Origin of the sequence: Devosia sp. LjRoot3, from assembly GCF_964252865.1 — a bacterium.
GTDB lineage: Bacteria > Pseudomonadota > Alphaproteobacteria > Rhizobiales > Devosiaceae > Devosia.
Genome location: NZ_CAXUPK020000007.1, coordinates 108,811 through 128,203 on the forward strand (window position 1 = coordinate 108,811; position 19,393 = coordinate 128,203).

Genomic DNA, 19,393 nt, shown 5'->3' on the forward strand with positions numbered 1-19,393 from the left:
CGCCAGTTTTGCAGAGCCCGCCGCCCGAAAGCATCCGGCGCTTCACGTTTCAAAAGTCTGGCAGGAGCCGGACGGCCACGCGCCGATCCGGTCCGACGGGAGACAAGATATGAAGAACCTGAACGGCGTTGCCGGGCTTGCTGCCCTTTCGCTGATGCTTTCCACCTCGGCCGCCTTTGCGCAGACCGAAGTCACCTGGTGGCACGCCATGGGTGGCGAGCTGGGCACCAAGCTCGAAGAGATCGCCGCCAATTTCAACGCCAGCCAGTCCGACTATGTCGTGACCCCGGTCTACAAGGGCACCTATGCCGAGACGCTGACCTCGGCCATCGCTGCTTTCCGCGCCAATGAGCAGCCGGCCATCGTGCAGGTTTTTGAAGTCGGCACGGGCACCATGATGGCTGCCAAGGGCGCCGTCTACCCGGTTTACCAGCTCATGGCCGATCAGGGCGAAGCCTTCGATCCCTCCGAGTTCCTTGCCCCGGTCGTTGGCTACTATTCGGATCCGGAAGGCAACATTCTCTCGCTGCCGTTCAATTCCTCGACCCCGATCCTTTACTACAACAAGGACGTGTTCGAAAAAGCCGGTCTCGACCGCGAAACCGCTCCGAAAACCTGGGCCGAGGTCGAAGCCTTCTCCAAGAAGATCGTTGAATCGGGCGCTGCCACCTGCGGCTTCACCACTGGCTGGGTGACCTGGATCCAGACCGAGAACCTCTCGGCCATCCACGACCAGCCCTTCGGCAGCAAGGAAAACGGCTTTGCCGGTTTCGACACCGAATTCACCTTCAACGGTGAACTCCAGGCCCGCCACTGGAACAACCTCAAGACCTGGTCCGATGCTGGCCTCTTCAAATATGGTGGTCCGGAAGGCGGCGCGGATGCCGCTCCGTTCTTCTACGCGCAGGACTGCGCGATGATCATGAATTCCTCGGCAGGTCGCGCTGGCGTCATCAACAATGCCAAGGACTTTGAAGTCGGCTTTGCCCCGCTTCCCTATTATGACGACGTGATCGCCGAGCCCAAGAACTCGATCATCGGCGGCGCCACCCTCTGGGTGCTGAACGGCAAGTCGACCGAAGAATATGCGGGCGCCGCAAAGTTCTTCACCTATCTCAGCCAGCCCGAAGTTCAGGCCGCCTGGCACCAGTTCACCGGCTACCTGCCGATCACCAACGAGGCCTTCGAACTGGGCCAGAGCCAGAACTACTACGCCGAGAACCCCGGCTCTGACGTTGCCATCAACCAGATCACCCGCGGCACGCCGACGGCCAATTCCAAGGGCGTTCGCTTCGGCAACTTCACCCAGGTCCGCAACGTCGTCGACGAAGAATTCCAGGCTCTGCTCTCGGGCAGCAAGACCGCCCAGGAAGCCCTCGACAGCGCCGTCTCCCGTGGCAACCAGCTGCTGCGCGACTTCGAAGCGTCCAACGCTCAGTAAATCCTGATCTCCGGGGCAGGCCGGCGCGTTCCGGCCTGCCCCTCCGTCTCTTTTGCTTTTCTGGAAGCGGGGCCATTCGTGGAAACGAAACGCACAACCTTTCCCAGCAAGACGCTGCCCTATGCGCTTGTCATGCCGCAGCTGGTCATCACGCTGGTCTTCTTCATCTGGCCGACCTGGCAGGCGGTCCAGTCATCGTTCCTGCGCGAAGATCCCTTCGGGCTCAACAGCACTTTTGTTGGCCTCCTGCACTATCAGCGCCTCTTCCAGGATCCGCTCTATCTCGACGCCATCGGCCGCACGGCCATCTTTGCCGTCGCCGTCACCATGCTCTCCATGGGCATGGGCCTGCTGCTCGCCGTCGCGGTCAGCCGCCTCGTGCGCAGCGCCAATGCCTATTCGACGCTCCTGCTCTGGCCCTATGCCGTCGCCCCGGTCGTCGCCGGCATTCTCTGGTGGTTCATGTTCAATTCGAGCTCGGGCATCCTGCCCTATATGCTGAGCTTTTTCGGCGTCGACTGGAACCACAAGCTCAACGGCACCCAGGCCATGATCCTCGTCATCGTGGCGGCGAGCTGGAAGCAGGTCTCCTACAATTTCCTGTTCTTCCTGGCCGGCCTGCAGTCGGTGCCGCAATCGCTGACTGAGGCTGCCGCGATCGATGGGGCAGGGCCGGTGAAGCGGTTCTTCACCATTGTCCTGCCGCTCCTGTCGCCGACGACGTTTTTCCTCTTCATCGTCAACGTCAACTACACGATGTTCGACACCTTTGGCACCATCGATGCCACCACCCAGGGCGGCCCGAACCAGGCGACCAATATCCTCGTCTACAAGGTCTATGCCGACGGTTTCATCGGCCTCAACCTCGGCTCGTCCTCGGCCCAGTCGGTCGTCCTCATGCTCTTCGTCATCGGGCTCACCTTCCTCCAGTTCCGCTATGTCGAGCGGCGCGTGCAGTACTGAGGACAAGGACAAATGGTAGAAAATCGCCCCTTCCTGACCTTCCTCACCCATTTCGTGCTGATCGTCGGCGTCGCCGTCATCGTCTTTCCGGTCTATATCGCCATCGTGGCGGCAACCCATGACGCGACGGCCATGTCGAGCGGCATGATGCCCATGTGGCCCGGCTCGCACCTCATCGACAATCTCGTGGCAACGCTGACGCATCAGTCGCCCGGCCTGCCGCCCTTCTGGGTCATGGCCTGGAACTCGCTCTGGATGGCGGTGATCATCACCGCGGGAAAGATCGTCATTTCGATCCTCTCCGCCTTCGCCATCGTCTATTTCAAGTTCCCGTTCCGGAACCTCGCCTTCTGGCTGATCTTCATCACCCTGATGCTGCCGGTCGAAGTGCGCATCATTCCCACCTATTCGGTGGTGGCGAACCTGGGGATGCTCAATTCCTATCTTGGGCTGACCGTGCCGCTCATCGCCTCGGCGACCGCGACCTTTCTCTTCCGCCAGTTCTTCATGACCATTCCCGATGAGCTGATGGAAGCCGCCCGTGTCGATGGCGCGGGGCCGATGAAGTTTTTCCGCGACATCCTGCTGCCCCTCTCGCGCACCAATATCGCCGCGCTCTGCGTCATCCTCTTCATCTTCGGCTGGATGCAGTATCTCTGGCCCATGCTGGTGACCACCGACCGCAACTATTACACGCTCATGATGGGCGTGAAGCGCATGGCCGCCGTCGCCGACGCCGACCCGCAATGGAACCTCATCATGGCCGCCGTGGTGCTGGCCATGCTCCCCCCGATCCTCATCGTCATCTTCATGCAGCGCCTCTTCGTCAAAGGCCTCGTGGACACCGAGAAATAAGTCATGGCTCCGATCAAGATTTCCCAAGTCAAGAAAACCTATCAGGGCAATGTCACCGCCATTCACGGCCTCGACCTCGATATCGAAGATGGCGAAATGGTCGTGCTGGTCGGCCCCTCGGGCTGCGGCAAGTCCACACTTCTGCGTATGATCGCCGGGCTTGAAACCATCACCGATGGCACGATTTCCATCGGGGGCGAGGTGGTCAACCGCAAGGAGCCGGCCGAGCGCGATATCGCCATGGTGTTCCAGAACTATGCGCTCTATCCGCATATGAGCGTGCGGCAGAACCTCGAATATGGCCTGAAAAACCGTGGCACGCCGCGCGAGGAAATCGACCGCCGCGTCAACGAGGCGGCGCGCGTTCTCGAGATCGCGCCCTTCCTCGATCGAAAGCCGCGCCAGCTGTCCGGCGGCCAGCGCCAGCGCGTCGCCATGGGCCGCGCCATCGTGCGCCAGCCCAAGGCCTTTCTGTTCGACGAGCCGCTTTCCAATCTCGACGCCAAACTGCGCGGGCAGATGCGCATCGAAATCCGCCGCCTGCAGCGATCCCTCAAAACCACCAGCGTCTACGTCACCCACGATCAGCTCGAAGCCATGACCCTGGCCGATCGGCTGGTGGTGATGAATGCCGGCCGCATCGAGCAGGTGGGCAAACCCATCGAGCTCTATGATCGCCCGGCCTCCCTCTTTGTCGCCGGTTTTATCGGTTCGCCGCCGATGAACCTCTTCAAGCTCGACGCCTTGAGCCAGGCGACGGGTCATGATCTGGCCGCGTCCCTGCCGGCAGGCACCGACACTGTCGGCATCCGGCCCGACCGGATCGAGACTGGAAGCGGCACCGGCTTGCGGCTTTCGGGTGCGGTGGAATTGATCGAGCCGGTCGGCGGGGAAAGCCACCTCTATGTCCGCGCCGAGGGCCTCGATCAGGTGGTGATCATCGTCGTCGAGGGCCGCTCACGCCTGAGCGAAGGCGAAGTGCTCGATTTCGTCCTGCCCCTAGATGCGCTTCACCCCTTCAATACTCAAACGGGCCGCCGCACCGACTGATCCAGCCAGACTTTGCCAGATATTTACCAAGCGTCTAATTGCGTATGTCCGGTAAGGAACTGGTCAATTCTGCCCCCCTACTATGACCTGCAGAGACCGGTATTGGTCCTTGCAGGCATATGGGCAATATGGGTTTCGGCGGGGCGAAGCAGAAGAACCGGGAGTGGCGGCGGACGAGCTTCCTGCCTGCCCTTTTGGCATTTCTGGTAGTCGCCATTGCCGGTGTCGTGCTCGACCGCCAGGCCGAAACCATCAATCAGGAACGGGTCCGTTCCGAAGTTCTGGGCCGCATTTCCGTCATCCGCGCCAAGCTCGAAGGGCATGTATCGAGCAATGTCCAGCTGGTGCGCGGCCTCGTCTCGGTCATTTCGACCGAACCCGACATGGACCAGACCCGCTTTGACGCGCTGGTCGGCAATCTCTTCGAAGAAGACAGCCAGCTGCGCTCGGTTGCCGCCGCGCCCGATCTCGTCATTCGCATGACCTATCCGCTGGCCGGCAACGAAAAGGCCATCGGCCTCGACTATCGCCAGACCCCCAATCAGTGGGACGCTGTGCAGCAGGTGCTGTTCACCGGCAGGATGGTGTTGGCCGGCCCGGTCGATCTCGTCCAGGGCGGCCGCGGTTTTGTCGGCCGCTTTCCGGTCCATACCACCGAGGATGGCTGGAAGAAATTCTGGGGCGTCGTCTCCGCCGTTATCGACGTCGACCGGCTCTATCAGGATAGCGGCCTCTACGATCCGTCGCTTTCTGATCTCGATATTTCCATTACCGGCCACGACGCCCAGGGTCGCCACGGCAAGATCTTTTATGGCGAGAGTCTGAGTGCCCGCCAGCCGGTCCTTGCCAATGTTACCCTGCCCAGCGGCAGCTGGCAGATCGCCGCCGTACCCAAGGACGGTTGGCAATCGAGCATGGCAAGCCAGTTCATGCTGCGTGGCGCCATCTTCATCGCCGGCTGCCTGATCCTGCTGCCCTTCATAATCGCGGGCCGCATGATCAGCCAGCGCCACGACTATATCGCCCAGCTGCGGGCCCGCGAGACCGAGCTGACCCAGCAGACCCAGCGGCTCAACCTGGCCCTTGAAACCTCCAAGGTCGGGCTTTGGGAGCTGGACCTGGCAAGCGGCGAGGAAGTGTGGGACGCGCGCACCAACGAAATCTACGGCATGTCGGCCGATGGCGGCGGGCGCACGCATGACCATTGGCAAAAGGTGGTTCACCCCGAGGACAAGGCGCGGGCCGAAAGCGAGTTCCGCAAGTCCATCGCCAATGGCCGCTATCAATCGGACTATCGCATCGTGCTGGCCGATGGCACGACGCGCCATATCCGCTCCATCGCCGTGCTCTATCGCGCGCCCGGCGAGGACGATCGCGTCATGGGCATCAATTGGGACGTGACCGCCGACGTGGCGCTGAGCGAGGACCTGCGCCGCGCCAAGGCCATGACCGAGGCACGCAATACCGAACTCGAAGCGGCGCGCGTCCGCATCGAGCACAATGCGCTCCATGACAGCCTGACGGGCCTGCCCAATCGGCGCTATCTCGACGAAATGCTCCGCGGCAATGCCGCCGGAGGGTTTGACGATTCCGGCACGATCGCGCTGCTCCATATCGATCTCGACCGTTTCAAGCAGATCAACGATACGCTCGGCCACGCCGCGGGCGATGCCATGCTCATCCATGCCAGCAAGGTGCTGCGCGAGAGCTGCCGCGACACCGACTTTGTCGCCCGCATCGGCGGCGACGAATTCGTTGTCGTCTCCAGCAATAGCCATGGCGAGGAAGGCCTGGCCCGGCTCGCCGGGCGACTCGTCGAAGCCATGCGCAAGCCGGTCATGCATGAAGGGCACGAATGCCGCTGCGGCGTCAGCGTCGGCATCGCCACGGGCATGGTGCCCGCCATTGATGTCGAGCAATTGCTGATCAATGCCGATATCGCGCTCTATCGCGCCAAGGATCGCGGCCGCAATCGCTTTGAATTCTTCTCCGCAGCGCTGCAGGCTGAGGTGATCAATACCAAGCGCGTCGCCGACGAAATCCTCAACAGCCTCGAAAACCAGGATTTCATCGCCCACTACCAGCCCCAGTTCGATGCCAAAACGCTCGATGTCGTCGGTGTCGAGGCGCTGGCCCGCTGGCGGCATCCGACGCTGGGCCTGCGCAGTCCCGACAGCTTCATGGAAATCGCCGAGGAGCTGAGCGTCGTCGCCGCCATCGACCACGCCATTCTGCAGCAGAGCCTTCATGATCTCGAACGTTGGGACCGCCTGGGACTGCGCGTGCCGCGGGTTTCGGTCAATGTCTCCCAGCGGCGCCTCCACGACGAAAACCTCGTCGCCGCGCTGCGGGAAATGGACATCGCCGAAGGCCGCATCGCTTTTGAACTCGTCGAATCCATCTATCTCGACGAGAGCGACGGCGTCATCGCCTGGAATATCGAGCAGATCAAGGCGCTCGGCATCGATGTCGAGATCGACGATTTCGGCACCGGCTACGCCTCCATCGTCTCGCTGCAAAAACTGCACCCACGCCGTCTCAAGATCGACCGGCAATTGGTCGATCCGATCATCACCGAGCCGAGCCAGCGCCGGCTTGTCGCCTCCATCGTCGATATCGGCAAGGCCATGGATATCGAGATCGTTGCCGAAGGCGTCGAGACCATGGAACATGCAAAAATCCTGCGCGATCTCGGCTGCGACATTCTGCAGGGCTATGCCTTCGCCAAGCCCATGCCGCGCGAGGCGCTCGAAGCCTTCCTTGCCGAACAAAGCTGGCGCCGGGCCAGCTAGAACAGGCGACAAACCAGACGAATTTCGTTAAACCCCCTCCGTCTATCTTGTATGGAACGGCTTTTGGGAGGCGGAAATGGCGCTGGGCAGGAAATTTGGGCTGGGCGTGGTTGGCGCGGGCATGGCGGCAAAGCCACATGCGCTGGCTCTCGATGCCCTCCGCGACAGGATCGAAGTCCGCGGTGTCTGGCGGCGTGACACGGAAGCGCTCAAGCAGTTTTGCGACCTTTATGATTTTCCGGCGGCACAAAGCTACGAGGCCATGCTGGCCGATCCCGGCCTTGATGCGGTTCTCATCCTGACCCCGCCCAATGCGCGCGAGCCCCTGGTCGCTGCGGCGGCCGCAGCCGGCAAGCATGTGCTGATGGAAAAGCCGGTCGAGCGCACGACGGAAGCCGCCGCCCGCATCGTCGAGATTTGCGATGGGGCAGGGGTGACCCTCGGCATCATCTTCCAGCACCGATTCCGCGCGGCCTCGAAAGCACTGGCCGAGAAGGTTGCCAGCGGCGACTTAGGAAAACTCTTCGCCGCCCATCTCGTCGTGCCGTGGTGGCGCCCGCAGCAGCGCTACTATGACAAGCCCGGCCGCGGCACATTTGCCCAGGACGGCGGTGGCGTCCTCATCACCCAGGCCATCCATTCGCTCGACCTGATGCTGAGCCTCACCGGCCCGGTGAAGTCGGTCACCGCTCTTGCTGCGACCACTGGTTTCCACCAGATGGAGACAGAAGATTTTGTCGCCGGCGGGCTCGAATTTGCCAATGGTGCGGTGGGCGGGCTGATGGCCACCACAGCCAATTTCCCCGGCGGCGCCGAGAGCATCACGCTCAACTTCGAAAAGGCCAGCGCCACCCTCGCGGGTGGCAACCTCAACCTGAAATGGTTCGATGGCCGCGAGGACAATATCGGCGAGGCCAGCAATTCAGGTGGCGGCGCCGACCCAATGGCTTTTCCGTTCGACTGGCATATGGCCCAGATCGCCGACTTTGCAGAAGCGGTGCAGGAGGGGCGGCAGCCGGTCTCGACCGGCCATTCGGCGCTTGCCGTGCACAAGCTGATCGACGCGCTCATTGCCTCCTCGCGCGAAGGCCGCCGCGTCAACGTCTAGCGACGTCCTCGCTGGCCGGCTGCTCCTTGGCGGCTTCCCCGCCCTTGGCTGGCCAGCGCCCACCCACTGTGTCTGCGACATAGGCGCCGCGCTCGCCCATGGGGCGCGGTTCGCCCGTGGTGGAATCCGCCGTCGTCTGGTGCTCGCTCTCCGAGTTGAGCGACCCACCCAGAATGACGATGGTCACCGAAAGCCAGATCCAGGTGAGAAAGCCGATCAGCGCGCCCAGCGAGCCATAGGTGGCGTTGAAACTGGAAAAATTGGCCGCATACCAGGAATAGCCCGCCGACATGAGCATGATGCCGACGGTTGCAAAAAGGCTGCCCGGCGTGATCCAGCGCCACTTGGCCTTGGCCCGGCTTGGGCCCCAGCGGTAGATCGACGAAAGCGCGACGAGGAGGCTTACGAGCATCAGTACATAGGCGCCGGCCCGCACGATCCACTCATAGCCCCCGAGCGCGAGTATCTGCAGCAAAGCGGGCACCACCAGCATGACCGCCAGCATCAGCACCAGCATGATCAACCCGCCCAAGATGAAGGCGAGGGCGAGCAGGTGAATATGAAAAATGTTCCGCTTTTCCTGCTCGCCATAGACGACGTTCATGGCATCGAACAAGGCCTTGATACCAGCACTGGCGCCCCAGAGCGCCGCCACGAGCGAGACGACAAGGGCGATGCCGAGTTCGCCGCTATCCTGGCTCGTCAGGCGCACCAGCTGTTCGCGGATGATGTCGAGGCCGCCGGCCGGCACGATGCCATCGAGCAGGCTGAGTTGATCGACCACGCCAACGGGGTCATTGAGGAGGCCATAAAGCGAGACGAAAAGGCTCAGCGACGGCACCAGCGCGAACAGCAAAAAGTAGGCAACGCCCGCGGCGGTCAGCAGCACACGGTTTTCGCTAAAACCGATGAACAAACGATAGGCGATATCCTTCCAGCCGCGCCAGGGAATGCCCACTGGCGCAGTGGCCCTGCGTCCCCGGTCTGGCTGTTTGGATCGAAGTTCCTGCGTACGCGTCGGCATTCCCTGACAACGCCGACGCGGGCCGCTTGGCTCCGCGTCGGCGCTGCGACAATGGGATCAGGCCACAGCCGCCTTTTTGCGCGCGATACGGGCACGGATGTGCTCGACCTCGGTCTGAGGCGTCGCGGCAAAGAGGGTCTTGGTATAGGCGTGCTGCGGATTCGAAAACACCGCGTCCCGGCTGCCGTGTTCAACGACATCGCCAAAGTACATGACCATGACTTCATCAGCGATATAGCGCACGACCGAGAGGTCATGGCTGATGAACACATAGGTCAGGCCGAACTCGTCCTGCAGGTCTTTCAAGAGATTGAGAATTTGCGCCTGCACCGAAAGATCGAGTGCCGAAACCGGCTCGTCGAGCACCAGGAAGCTGGGGTTCAGCATCAGCGCCCGGGCAATGGCGATGCGCTGGCGCTGGCCGCCCGAGAACATGTGCGGATAGCGGTTATAGTGCTCAGGCTGCAGGCCAACCTTGGTCAGCATGGCCATGGCCTTCTCGCGCCGCTCGGCTGCCGACATATCAGTGTTCAGCAGCAGCGGTTCGGAGAGCACGTCGCCGATCTTCTGGCGCGGATTGAGCGAGCCATAGGGATTCTGGAAGACGATCTGCACTTTTTGGCGCAGTTCCTTGGTCACATGCGACGCGCTGGCCTTGATGCCATCGATAAAAATCTCGCCCGAGGTCGCCTCGTCGATCAGCGTGATCATGCGCGCAAGGGTCGACTTGCCGCAGCCGCTTTCCCCGACGACAGCCAGCGTCTTGCCCTTTTCGAGCGTGAAGCTGACGCCCTTGACGGCATGCAGCACCTTGGCCGGCTTCAAAAAGCCGGCGGAAGTGACGTAGTCGCGCTTGAGATTGCGCACTTCAAGAACGGGTGTCGTCATTGGGCAACTCCCGGGGCGGCGGTAAACAGCATGTCGGAAACGGTCGGTAGGCGATCGCCCACGGCATTTTCCGGCAGGGCCGATAGCAGCGCCCGCGTATAGTTCGACTGGGGATTTTCAAAGAGGGAGAGCACATCGGCCTCCTCCATCTTGTGCCCCTTATATTGCACGATGACGCGGTCGGCCGTTTCGGCGACGACGCCCATGTCATGGGTGATCATGATCAGCCCCATGCCGGTCTGCTGCTGCAGCCCGACGAGGAGATCAAGGATCTGCTTCTGGATGGTCACGTCGAGCGCCGTGGTCGGCTCGTCGGCAATCAGCAGTTTTGGATTGCACGAAATGGCCATGGCGATCATGACGCGCTGGCACTGGCCGCCCGACATCTGATGCGGAAAGGCTTTCAGCTTGTCTTCGGCATCGCGAATGCCGACCTGATTGAGCAGCTGCACCGCGCGATCATGCGCTGCACGCCCCTTGAGGCCGAGATGCTTGTCCAGCACCTCGCCGATCTGGAAGCCGACCGTAAAACACGGATTGAGGCTGGCGATCGGCTCCTGAAAGATCATGGCAATGTCCTTGCCGATGATTTTCCGCTTTTCGCTGTCGCTCATCTTGAGGAGGTCGCGGCCTTCAAAACGCATGACATCGGCAGTGACGCGGGCGCTGGCCGGAAGCAGGCCCATGGTGGCGAGCATCGCCACCGACTTGCCCGAGCCGCTCTCGCCGACAATGGCGAGCACTTCGCGATTGTCGACCGAGATGTCGATGCCGTCGACGGCCTTGAAGAGACCGACCGAGGTGTCGAAGGCGACGGTGAGGTTTTTGATTTCGAGAAGGGACATAGGGTCAGCTCCTCTTCAGCTTGGGATCGAGCGCATCACGCAGCCCGTCGCCGATGAGATTGATGGCCAGCACCGTGATCAGGATGGCAAGACCGGGGAAGGTCACGACCCATGGCGCCTTGAGGATGAATTCGCGGGCCGAGGCCAGCATGGTGCCCCATTCGGGGGTCGGTGGCTGCGCGCCCATGCCGAGGAAGCCGAGCGCGGCGGCTTCGAGAATTGCATTGGAAAAGCTCAGCGTTGCCTGAACGATCAGCGGACCCAGGCAGTTGGGCAGGATCGTTACCATCATCAGGCGCAAATGGCCGGCGCCGGAAAGCTTGGCCGCCGTCACATATTCACGGCTCTTTTCAGCCATCACCGCCGCACGCACCAGGCGCGCAAAGTGTGGCTGCAAGACCAGCGCGATGGCGATCATGGCGTTGAAGAGGCCCGGGCCCAGAATGGCCACCAGCACCAGGGCCAGCAGCAGCGGCGGGAAAGCCAAGATAATGTCCATGATGCGCATGATCAGGACGTCGACCCAGCCGCGGAAATAGCCGGCCAAGACGCCGAGGATCACCCCGACAATCAACGCGCCGACAACGACGAAGAAGCCGATGAACAGCGAATAGCGCGCGCCGTGGATGAGGCGCGAAAGCATGTCGCGGCCCACGGGGTCGGTCCCCAGAATGAAGCGCGGGTCGGCATTGGCGTCCCAGATCGGGGGTTTCAGCAGCGCATCGCGGAACTGCTCGTCGGGCGCAAAGGGCGCGATGAGCGGCGCGAAAATCGCGACGAAGACGAGGATGGCAAAGACGGTGAGGCCGATGACGGCGCCGCGATTGACGGAGAAATAGTACCAGAATTCACGCAGGCCGGAGGCCGGTGCACTGGCAGGAGTGTTGGTCGTGGCCATGTTTACTGCACCCGGATGCGCGGATTGATGAGCGCGTAGAGGAGGTCGACGATCAGGTTCACCGACATGACGATGAGGGCGATGATGAGGAGCCCCGACTGCACCACGACATAGTCGCGCTTGGAGATGGAATCGATCATCCACTTGCCGATGCCCGGCCAGGTGAAGATGGTTTCGGTGAGAATGGCACCGCCGAGCAGCAGGCCCACCTGCAGGCCGATCGTGGTCACGACCGGGATCAGGGCATTGCGCAGGGCATGCACGTTGACCACGCGATTGGGCGACATGCCCTTGGCGCGGGCGGTGCGCACATAGTCTTCACCCAGCACTTCGAGCATGGCTGAACGCGTTTGCCGCGCGATGACGGCGAGTGGAATGGTGCCGAGAACGATTGCGGGCAGGATCAGGTGGCGCAGCGCCGAAACGAAGGCCGCCCAGTTTCCATAGAGCAGGGTGTCGATCAGCATGAAGCCGGTAATGGGCTTCAGGAAGAACGTCAGGGCTATGCGGCCCGAAACCGGCGTCCAGCCGAGATAGCCCGAGAAGAAGATGATGAGCAGCAGCCCCCACCAGAAGATCGGCATCGAATAGCCGGTCAGCGCCACGCCCATGGTGATCTGGTCGAACCACGAGCCGCGCTTGATGGCGGCAAAGATGCCGGCGGGAATGCCGATGACGACGGCAAAGAGCAGGGCCACGAAAGCCAGCTCCATGGTGGCCGGGAACAGCGCCATGAACTCATTGATCACCGGGCGCTTGGTGGCGAGCGAGATACCGAAATCGCCCTGCATCACGCTCCAGAGATAATTGAAATATTGCTGCCAGATCGGCAGGTTATAGCCGAACTGCTCGCGCAGGATTTCGTAGCGTTCCGGGGTCACGCCATGTTGCCCGGCCATGGCCAGGATGGGATCGCCCGGCAAAACGCGGACAAACGCAAAAGCGCAGATGGAGATGCCGATAATGGTCGGCACCAGTAGCGCAATCCTGCGCAAAACATAGTTCAGCATGAGAGGGTCTTGCCTCTGGGGCGCAAGCCCGCCGCACAAATGCGGCGAACCCGCCGGTCCCGTTTCCTGTTATGGCGGAGTGCGTCCGTGGACCTTGGTTGGCCCATCCAACCCCGCTCTGTCTTAAAAGGCGGAGCCCCGCTCCGGTGTTTGCCGGATCGAGGCTCCCTTGTTTGGTGAGAAGGCTAAAACCTTACTCCTGGACGTCCACGCCCTTGAAAGAGTGGCTGCCGAGCGGGCTCATGACATAGTTGAGCACGGTCTTCTTCATCGGCATGAACACGCGGCTGTGCGCCAGGGTGATCGCAGGTTCTTCAGCCTTGAAGATTTCCTGGGCCTTGGTGTAGAGCGCGGTGCGTTCTGCCGGGTCCGACGAGGTCTTGGCAGCGGAGATCGCAGCTTCGAAGTCGTCATTGCACCAGCTCGAATAGTTCGAAACGCCGATGGCCGAGCAGGAGAAGAGGGTCGCGAAGAAGTTGTCCGGATCGCCATTGTCGCCGGTCCAGCCGATCATGAACGGGCCCTTGCGGTCGGGCTGCTTGCCGCGCTCGCGATATTCGGTCCATTCATAGGTCACGATATTGGCGGTGACGCCGACCTTGGCCCAGTCGGCCTGGATCAGTTCGGCCACGCGCTGGCCGTTCGGGTTGTAGGGACGCGACACGGGGATGGCCCAGAGGTCGGTCGTCAAGCCGGTCACGCCGGCAGCTTCGAGAGCGGCCTTGGCGGCTTCCGGATCATAGACGTCGGCCGCGATGGCATCGTCATAGGACCACATGGTGGGCGGGATCAGGTTCTTGGCGTCCTGGCCAGCACCCTGGTAGACGGCCTCGATGATGGCCGACTTGTCGATCGCCATGGTCAGGGCCTTGCGCACTTCCGGATTGTCGAACGGCGCTTCGGTGGTGTTGTAGGAGATGTAGCCGATATTGAGGCCTTCCTGCTCCTGCACGGTCAGGTTCTCGTCAGCCTTGAGGGCTTCGAGATCGGCGGGAGCGGGGTAGGGCATGATATCGCATTCGCCAGCGAGCAGACGCTGCGCACGCACCGAAGCATCGGTGGTGATGGCGAAGATCAGATCATCGATCGGCTGCTTGCCTTCCCAGTAGTCGGGGAATGCGGAATAGCGGATCACGGTGTCGAGCTGGTAGTCGACGAACTGGAACGGGCCAGTACCGACCGGCTGGGTCGAGAAGACGGCGAGATCACCGGCCGCAGCGACCTGGTCGGCATATTCCTTCGACACGATCGAAGCGAACTGCATGGCAAGGTTTGCCAGCATCGGCGCATTCGGCTCGGTCAGGGTGATCTTGACGGTCAGGTCATCGACCTTCTCGATCGAAGACAGGTACTTGGGCATGTCCATGCCCTGGAAGTAGTCCCAGGTCATGCCTTCGAGATAGGCGTGCCACGGATTGTCTTCCTTCCACTGACGCTCGAACGAGAAGATCACGTCGTCAGCGTTGAGGTCGCGGGTCGGGGTGAAATAGGGCTGGGTGTGCCACTTGACGCCCGGACGCAGGTGGAAAGTGTATTCCTTGCCATCTGCCGAAACGTCCCAGCTTTCAGCCAGGGCCGGAATGACTTCGGTGGAGCCGGGAGCGAACTCAACCAGGCGTTCGAAGATCGTGTGGGCAGAGGCGTCGAAGTCGTTGCCACCGGTCACCGGGCCGGGATCGAAGTGAGCCGGCGAGGCTTCCGAGCAGTAAACCAGCTGCTTGGCCTGGGCGGCGCCGGCGGCCAGGGCCACCATGGCAGTCGCGGCCATCAGGGTTTTCATCAATTTCATGATTGTTGTCTCCCGAAGTAATTCATGCTCTCCAGAGTTCCCATCTGGAGGCTTGGGCGACACCAAAGCCTAGTTTTTTAGGAAGTGCAATGACGAAGTTGACCATTTGGTCAATCGTGTGACGGTCGGATGCCTTTCCACAGAAATGGACGGATGATTCCAAATCCGTTCGGCAAGTAATCATGGCTTGACCGCGTCTTATCGGTAATGAACGATAGAGCCATGACGCAGAAGATTGCCACTCTCGCCCTTGTCGTTGCCGACTATGACGACGCCATCGAATTTTACCGCGACAAGCTTGGTTTTTCTCTCGTGGCCGATACGCCATTGGGGCCGGACAAGCGCTGGATTCTGGTCGCTCCGCCGGGTGGCAATGGTGCGCGGCTGTTGCTGGCCAAGGCCGACGGAGCCGAACAACTGGCGAGTGTGGGCAATCAGGCCGGCGGCCGCGTCATGTTCTTTCTCGAAACCGACGATTTCGCGGGCGACTTCGCGCGCATGAGCGAAAAAGGCGTCACCTTTCTCGAAGCGCCGCGCCACGAGCCCTATGGCTCGGTTGCCGTCTTTGCCGATCTTTATGGAAACAAATGGGACCTCATCGAGCCGCGGGGCTGATCCTCTTTTTGGTCATGGCCCAGCCGGCTTTTGCGCAGGCGCCCGGCTGGCAATTTTCGCCCCTGTCCGGTGAGGGCGATCGCGCCGCCATGGGCTGTGCGCGCGAGGCAACGCAAGAGAATTTCACCTGCCTCGTTGTGCGCTGCGAGGACGATTTCTCGAACGGTGTGCATGTCCATTCGAGCCGTTTCGGCGGCGATGCCGGCACTTGGGAAATGACGCTCGACCGCGAGGACCGTAGTTTCATTGCCGAAAAATCCGGCAGTCCCTACGGCGCGCGCATTCGTGAAGACGCCGATCTGCTGCTCGATCGGCTCCGTCATGGAACATTCGTCTATCTCCGCCATAGCGGGGACGAGCATGCGCCCTTCGCCTTCATCGACCTCAATGGCTCGATGAAAACCATCGCCGAGGCGCTCTATTGGTGCGCGCCCCGCGTGCCGCCGCAAGAACAAAACGCAGTCTCGGACGTTGACCACGATCAAAGTCAGGGTCCGTCCAAACTTGGAGAAGAGCAATGAATCGTCGTCCTCTCGGCCGCAGTGAACTCGTGATCGAACCGCTGGTTCTCGGTGGCAATGTCTTCGGCTGGACGGTCGACGAAACGCTCGGCTTCGACATTCTGGATGCCTATGTGGACGAAGGTTTCTCGGCCATCGACACGGCGCAGGGCTATCCCAATTGGGTGCCAGGCAATCCGCCGGGCATGAGCGAGACCATCATCGGCAAGTGGCTCAAGGCGCGAGGCAATCGCGACAAGGTCCACATCATCACCAAGGTCAATTCCGCGCACCAGCCCCAGGGCCTCAGCGCCGAAGCGATCAAGACCGGCATCGAAGATTCGCTGAAACGCCTCCAGACCGACTATGTCGACCTCTATTTCAGCCACTGGCCGGCGACCGAAAACACCCACGAGGAAACCCTGGCCGCCTATGACGTGCTGATCCGCGCCGGCAAGGTGCGCACCATCGGCGCCTCAAACTATGACGCAGCCATGATGAAGGCGGCGCAGGATACGGCCATCCTGAAATCGCTGCCGCGCTACGAGGTCACCCAGCCGCTCTACAATCTCTACGATCGCCAGCAGTTCGACGCCTTGCGCCCCTATCTCCTCGAAAACGAGGTTGGCGCCATTACCTATTTCAGCCTCGCGGCAGGCTTCCTCTCGGGAAAATACCGCTCCAAGGCTGATCTTGGTAAATCACCTCGCGGCGGCAAGGCGGAAAGCTATCTCAATGAAAAGGGTCTCGGCATTCTCGACGCGCTCGATGCCGTCGGCAGGGAGCTTGACGCGACGCCATCCGAGGTGGCGCTCGCCTGGCTTGTGGCCCAGCCCAGCGTCAGCGCGCCCATCGCCTCGGCAACCTCGGTCGACCAGGTGAAAAGCCTTGCCCGCGGCGTGCGGCTTACTCTGGGTGATGATGCCAATGCGCGTCTCACCAAGGCGGGCGCCTAGAGCAAGAGCGTCTCTGATGGCACCACCGGGCCTGTCCCGGTGGTCTCCGCGGCCCGACTTGTCGCGCACAAATCGCTCGCGCGGCGAAATGGCCGCTTGCACTGCCGCCTTGCTTGGCCATGATGCGGCAAGCGAACAAGCTGGAATCGGCACCGGCCCCATGACTGCTCCATCCCAAGGGAGCGGCGCGGGAGCCCATTCGCTCTGCTTTATTCAGAACTATGTGACGGGGAGGCCGGCGTGAGCGATTCCGCAGTCCCGACGATCGATCTATTCAACCTTGGCGCCAAGGGCTTGCAGCATCATGGCCTGCGCCGGGCCAATGAACGCGCAGTGCTGACCGTCGTGGGGTTCAATCCCGGCCTCTCCAATGCCGAAATTGCCCGCATGTCAGGCCTTGCCCCGCAAACCGTGTCGGCCATTCTCAACGATGTGGAGGCCGCCGGCCTGATCGTGCGCGGCGAAGTCTTGCGCGGCCGTCGCGGCCAGCCGGCCACCCCGATTTTTTTGAGACCTGAAGGGGCCTATTCCATTGGCGTCGAAATCGGCTGGCGCCATGCCGATGTCCTGGCCATCAATCTGCACGGTGCGGTGGTGGCCCATCGCCATCTCGACTATGCCGAGGCCGACCTCATCGCGCTCGCCCCGCAACTGGCGCTGCTGATCGAGGAAATGACTCGTGATTGGTCAAAGGAGCAGCGCGAGCGCCTGGCCGATATCGGGGTGGGCATGCCCGGCTCCATTCACGCCGCCACCTGGCCGCTCGAAGACGGCTTCGGTAGCAAATCCGGCCCCTCACCGGCCGATTTTGCCGCCGATCTCGAGAAGCGGACCGGCCTTGCCGTAACCCTGTTCAATGACGGCAATGCTGCCTGCTGGGCCGAACTGATCGCCCAGCCGGCGCCGCGCCCGGCCAGCTTCATCTATCTTCTCGTTTCGACCTATCTCGCTGCCGGCCTCATCGGCGAGGGTCGGCTCTGGCAGGGGCCGACCGGCCATTCGGCCGATCTTGGCGCCATGCTGGTCGATCGCAATGACAAGGGCCCGCTATCGGCCCATGCCATCGCCTCGGCTTCGGCTCTCGTCGAGCGGCTGAGCGCCGCCGGCATAGCGGTGGATATTGCCGATGTCGAAAACTGGGATTGGCCCGCGCTCGAACCGATTGTCGAGCCTTGGCTGGAAGACTGCGCCAAAGCCCTGGCGCTGGTTGTCTTCAACACCAATGCCGTGGTCGAAGCGAGCCTGGTCGTGCTCGATACCATCCTGCCCACGGCGATCACTGTCCGCCTCGTCGAGCGCCTCTCCGCCCATTTCGAGCGCCTGCCGGCCCGGCGCCGGGTCAGCATTGGTTCGGGCCATATCGGTCGCCTGGCGCCGGCGCTGGGCGCTGCCGAACTGCCGCTCTACCACCGGTTCTTCTCGCGCAATCTGCTCGAAAAACCCCGCGACTAGTGCGCGCCACCCACGCAAACAAAATCCCGCGAAAGCGGGATTTTTTGTTGGCCTGATATTTTGTCGTGGAACCCCAAAAAGCCCTAGCTATCCGCCAGTTCATCCAGCGCCTCGCGCAGGCGCGCGCTGGGCGTGAAGGTGACGGTATGGCGGGGGGTGATCCGGTGCTCGGTACCGGTGCGGGGATTGCGCCCCACCCGTTCGGCCCTCGAGCGCACCGCGAGGGTGCCGAAGCCGGTCAATTTGACCGTTTCTCCGGCCTTGAGCGCGTCTCCGATCAACTCGAACATACGCTGGCCAATGGCGGTGACGTCGTTCTTGGCTAGGCCCGTGGCCTCACTGGCAGAGGCGGTGATGATAGCTCGCGTGACGGTGGTAGACATGCGACACTCCTCCTAATAATTTCATATTCCGAAGTTAAGTCGCTGTCCAGTCCGGTTTTTGTCGCCTTAAACATGATCAGGACGTTCAGAATAAGATTGACATTCTTTAGAATGGTTTTAAATTACGGCTCGTGCCATGGATGGGTCGAAGCCGTGGCCGGCCCGGTTAACCGCAAAGGGATCGTTCGCTCGTGAGACTGACTCGCCAATCCAACTACGCCATCCGCACTCTGGTCTATTGCGCCGTCAACGACCCGGAATTGAGCCGCGTAGCCGAAATTGCCAGGGCTTACGGCATCTCCGAACTCTTCCTCTTCAAGCTGATCAAGCCGCTGGTGGAAAATGGCCTGCTGCAGACCGTGCGCGGCCGCCATGGCGGGATCAAGCTGGGCAAGCCGGCCGACCAGATCACCCTGCTCGAGACGATTCGCCTGACCGAAGAAAACTTCGCTCTCGCCGAATGTTTCGAGGAAGGCGCCGATTGCCCGCTGATCGGCGAATGCGATCTCAATGGCGCATTGCGCGAAGCGCTTGGCGCCTTCTTTGAAGTGCTTGCCGGTTATTCCATTGCCGATCTCGCGAGCAAGAAGCGCTCCATTCGCCAGCGCCTGGGTCTGTCCGCCACCGAGGCGGTCAACGCCGATTCCGCCGGCAATATCGTCGGTGACATTGTCGCTGCGTAAATCTGACTGAAAAACTCAAATATGAGTTTGACAATCAAGTTTGCCCATGGTTATTAGGTTGCATTGGTGCAGCGCCCCCGTGGGGCCTGTGGGGTGCAGCGCCAAAACGACGGGGCTTGCTGCTGCCGTCTCCCCGGGCCG

18 protein-coding genes are annotated in these 19,393 nt (G+C 61.7%); 11 read left to right on the top strand and 7 right to left on the bottom strand.

All coding sequences use genetic code 11. From position 1 onward, the window contains the following. The first annotated feature begins 109 nt into the window (after positions 1-109). The 6 genes from ugpB to ACSQ2A_RS21310 all read left to right on the top strand — a co-directional run bounded on the left by ugpB (position 110) and on the right by ACSQ2A_RS21310 (position 8,209). Positions 110-1,441, top strand: coding sequence for a sn-glycerol-3-phosphate ABC transporter substrate-binding protein UgpB (gene ugpB / locus ACSQ2A_RS21285; protein WP_436073851.1), 1,332 nt, complete (start codon positions 110-112; stop codon positions 1,439-1,441). A gap of 78 nt (positions 1,442-1,519) precedes the next feature. Next, a complete protein-coding gene (gene ugpA / locus ACSQ2A_RS21290; RefSeq protein WP_436073852.1) occupies positions 1,520-2,404 on the top strand; it encodes a sn-glycerol-3-phosphate ABC transporter permease UgpA in 885 nt (294 codons plus the stop codon). 12 nt (positions 2,405-2,416) lie between these two features. Continuing rightward, the gene (gene ugpE, locus ACSQ2A_RS21295) at positions 2,417-3,259 is read left to right on the top strand and encodes a sn-glycerol-3-phosphate ABC transporter permease UgpE (RefSeq protein ID WP_436073853.1); all 843 of its coding nucleotides are present in this window, start codon (positions 2,417-2,419) and stop codon (positions 3,257-3,259) included. A gap of 3 nt (positions 3,260-3,262) precedes the next feature. Beyond that, a complete protein-coding gene (locus tag ACSQ2A_RS21300; RefSeq protein ID WP_436073854.1) occupies positions 3,263-4,309 on the top strand; it encodes a sn-glycerol-3-phosphate import ATP-binding protein UgpC in 1,047 nt (348 codons plus the stop codon). 119 nt (positions 4,310-4,428) lie between these two features. Next, on the top strand, positions 4,429-7,101 hold the full coding sequence (locus tag ACSQ2A_RS21305; protein ID WP_436073855.1) for a bifunctional diguanylate cyclase/phosphodiesterase: 2,673 nt from the start codon (positions 4,429-4,431) through the stop codon (positions 7,099-7,101). Between the two features lie 76 nt (positions 7,102-7,177). Beyond that, positions 7,178-8,209 (top strand): Gfo/Idh/MocA family protein, encoded by a 1,032-nt coding sequence (locus ACSQ2A_RS21310; protein WP_436073856.1) that lies wholly within the window; start codon positions 7,178-7,180, stop codon positions 8,207-8,209. Here the strand turns inward: ACSQ2A_RS21310 and ACSQ2A_RS21315 are convergent. The 6 genes from ACSQ2A_RS21315 to ACSQ2A_RS21340 form a co-directional block, all read right to left on the bottom strand. Further along, positions 8,199-9,167, bottom strand: a complete 969-nt coding sequence (locus tag ACSQ2A_RS21315; RefSeq protein ID WP_436073857.1) for a YihY/virulence factor BrkB family protein — start codon at positions 9,165-9,167, stop codon at positions 8,199-8,201. The genes ACSQ2A_RS21310 and ACSQ2A_RS21315 overlap by 11 nt on opposite strands. Positions 9,168-9,290: 123 nt before the next feature. Further along, a complete protein-coding gene (locus ACSQ2A_RS21320; protein ID WP_295414345.1) occupies positions 9,291-10,121 on the bottom strand; it encodes a dipeptide ABC transporter ATP-binding protein in 831 nt (276 codons plus the stop codon). Next, the gene (locus ACSQ2A_RS21325) at positions 10,118-10,966 is read right to left on the bottom strand and encodes an ABC transporter ATP-binding protein (protein ID WP_436073858.1); all 849 of its coding nucleotides are present in this window, start codon (positions 10,964-10,966) and stop codon (positions 10,118-10,120) included. Before ACSQ2A_RS21325 ends, ACSQ2A_RS21320 begins: the two co-directional genes overlap by 4 nt. 4 nt (positions 10,967-10,970) lie before the next feature. Then, positions 10,971-11,864: an ABC transporter permease subunit gene (locus ACSQ2A_RS21330; RefSeq protein ID WP_436073859.1), complete on the bottom strand. Its 894-nt coding sequence runs from the start codon at positions 11,862-11,864 to the stop codon at positions 10,971-10,973. A gap of 2 nt (positions 11,865-11,866) precedes the next feature. Then, a complete protein-coding gene (locus tag ACSQ2A_RS21335; RefSeq protein WP_295414349.1) occupies positions 11,867-12,874 on the bottom strand; it encodes an ABC transporter permease subunit in 1,008 nt (335 codons plus the stop codon). A 193-nt stretch (positions 12,875-13,067) separates the two neighbouring features. Beyond that, on the bottom strand, positions 13,068-14,663 hold the full coding sequence (locus tag ACSQ2A_RS21340; protein WP_436073860.1) for an ABC transporter substrate-binding protein: 1,596 nt from the start codon (positions 14,661-14,663) through the stop codon (positions 13,068-13,070). A 222-nt stretch (positions 14,664-14,885) separates the two neighbouring features. Between ACSQ2A_RS21340 and ACSQ2A_RS21345 the strand changes: the two genes are divergently transcribed. From ACSQ2A_RS21345 to ACSQ2A_RS21360, 4 genes are all read left to right on the top strand, one after another. Then, complete coding sequence (locus tag ACSQ2A_RS21345) at positions 14,886-15,278, top strand: VOC family protein (protein WP_436073861.1); 393 nt, start codon at positions 14,886-14,888, stop codon at positions 15,276-15,278. Then, complete coding sequence (locus ACSQ2A_RS21350) at positions 15,251-15,799, top strand: hypothetical protein (protein WP_436073862.1); 549 nt, start codon at positions 15,251-15,253, stop codon at positions 15,797-15,799. Before ACSQ2A_RS21345 ends, ACSQ2A_RS21350 begins: the two co-directional genes overlap by 28 nt. Then, a complete protein-coding gene (locus ACSQ2A_RS21355) occupies positions 15,796-16,734 on the top strand; it encodes an aldo/keto reductase (protein WP_436073863.1) in 939 nt (312 codons plus the stop codon). Before ACSQ2A_RS21350 ends, ACSQ2A_RS21355 begins: the two co-directional genes overlap by 4 nt. Positions 16,735-16,974: 240 nt before the next feature. Continuing rightward, positions 16,975-18,186, top strand: coding sequence for an ROK family transcriptional regulator (locus tag ACSQ2A_RS21360; protein WP_436073864.1), 1,212 nt, complete (start codon positions 16,975-16,977; stop codon positions 18,184-18,186). Between the two features lie 83 nt (positions 18,187-18,269). Here ACSQ2A_RS21360 and ACSQ2A_RS21365 read toward each other — a convergent pair whose 3' ends face one another. Then, positions 18,270-18,569, bottom strand: coding sequence for an HU family DNA-binding protein (locus ACSQ2A_RS21365; RefSeq protein WP_295414359.1), 300 nt, complete (start codon positions 18,567-18,569; stop codon positions 18,270-18,272). Between the two features lie 191 nt (positions 18,570-18,760). Between ACSQ2A_RS21365 and rirA the strand changes: the two genes are divergently transcribed. Then, the gene (gene rirA, locus ACSQ2A_RS21370; RefSeq protein WP_295414361.1) at positions 18,761-19,252 is read left to right on the top strand and encodes an iron-responsive transcriptional regulator RirA; all 492 of its coding nucleotides are present in this window, start codon (positions 18,761-18,763) and stop codon (positions 19,250-19,252) included. Positions 19,253-19,393 lie beyond the last annotated feature (141 nt).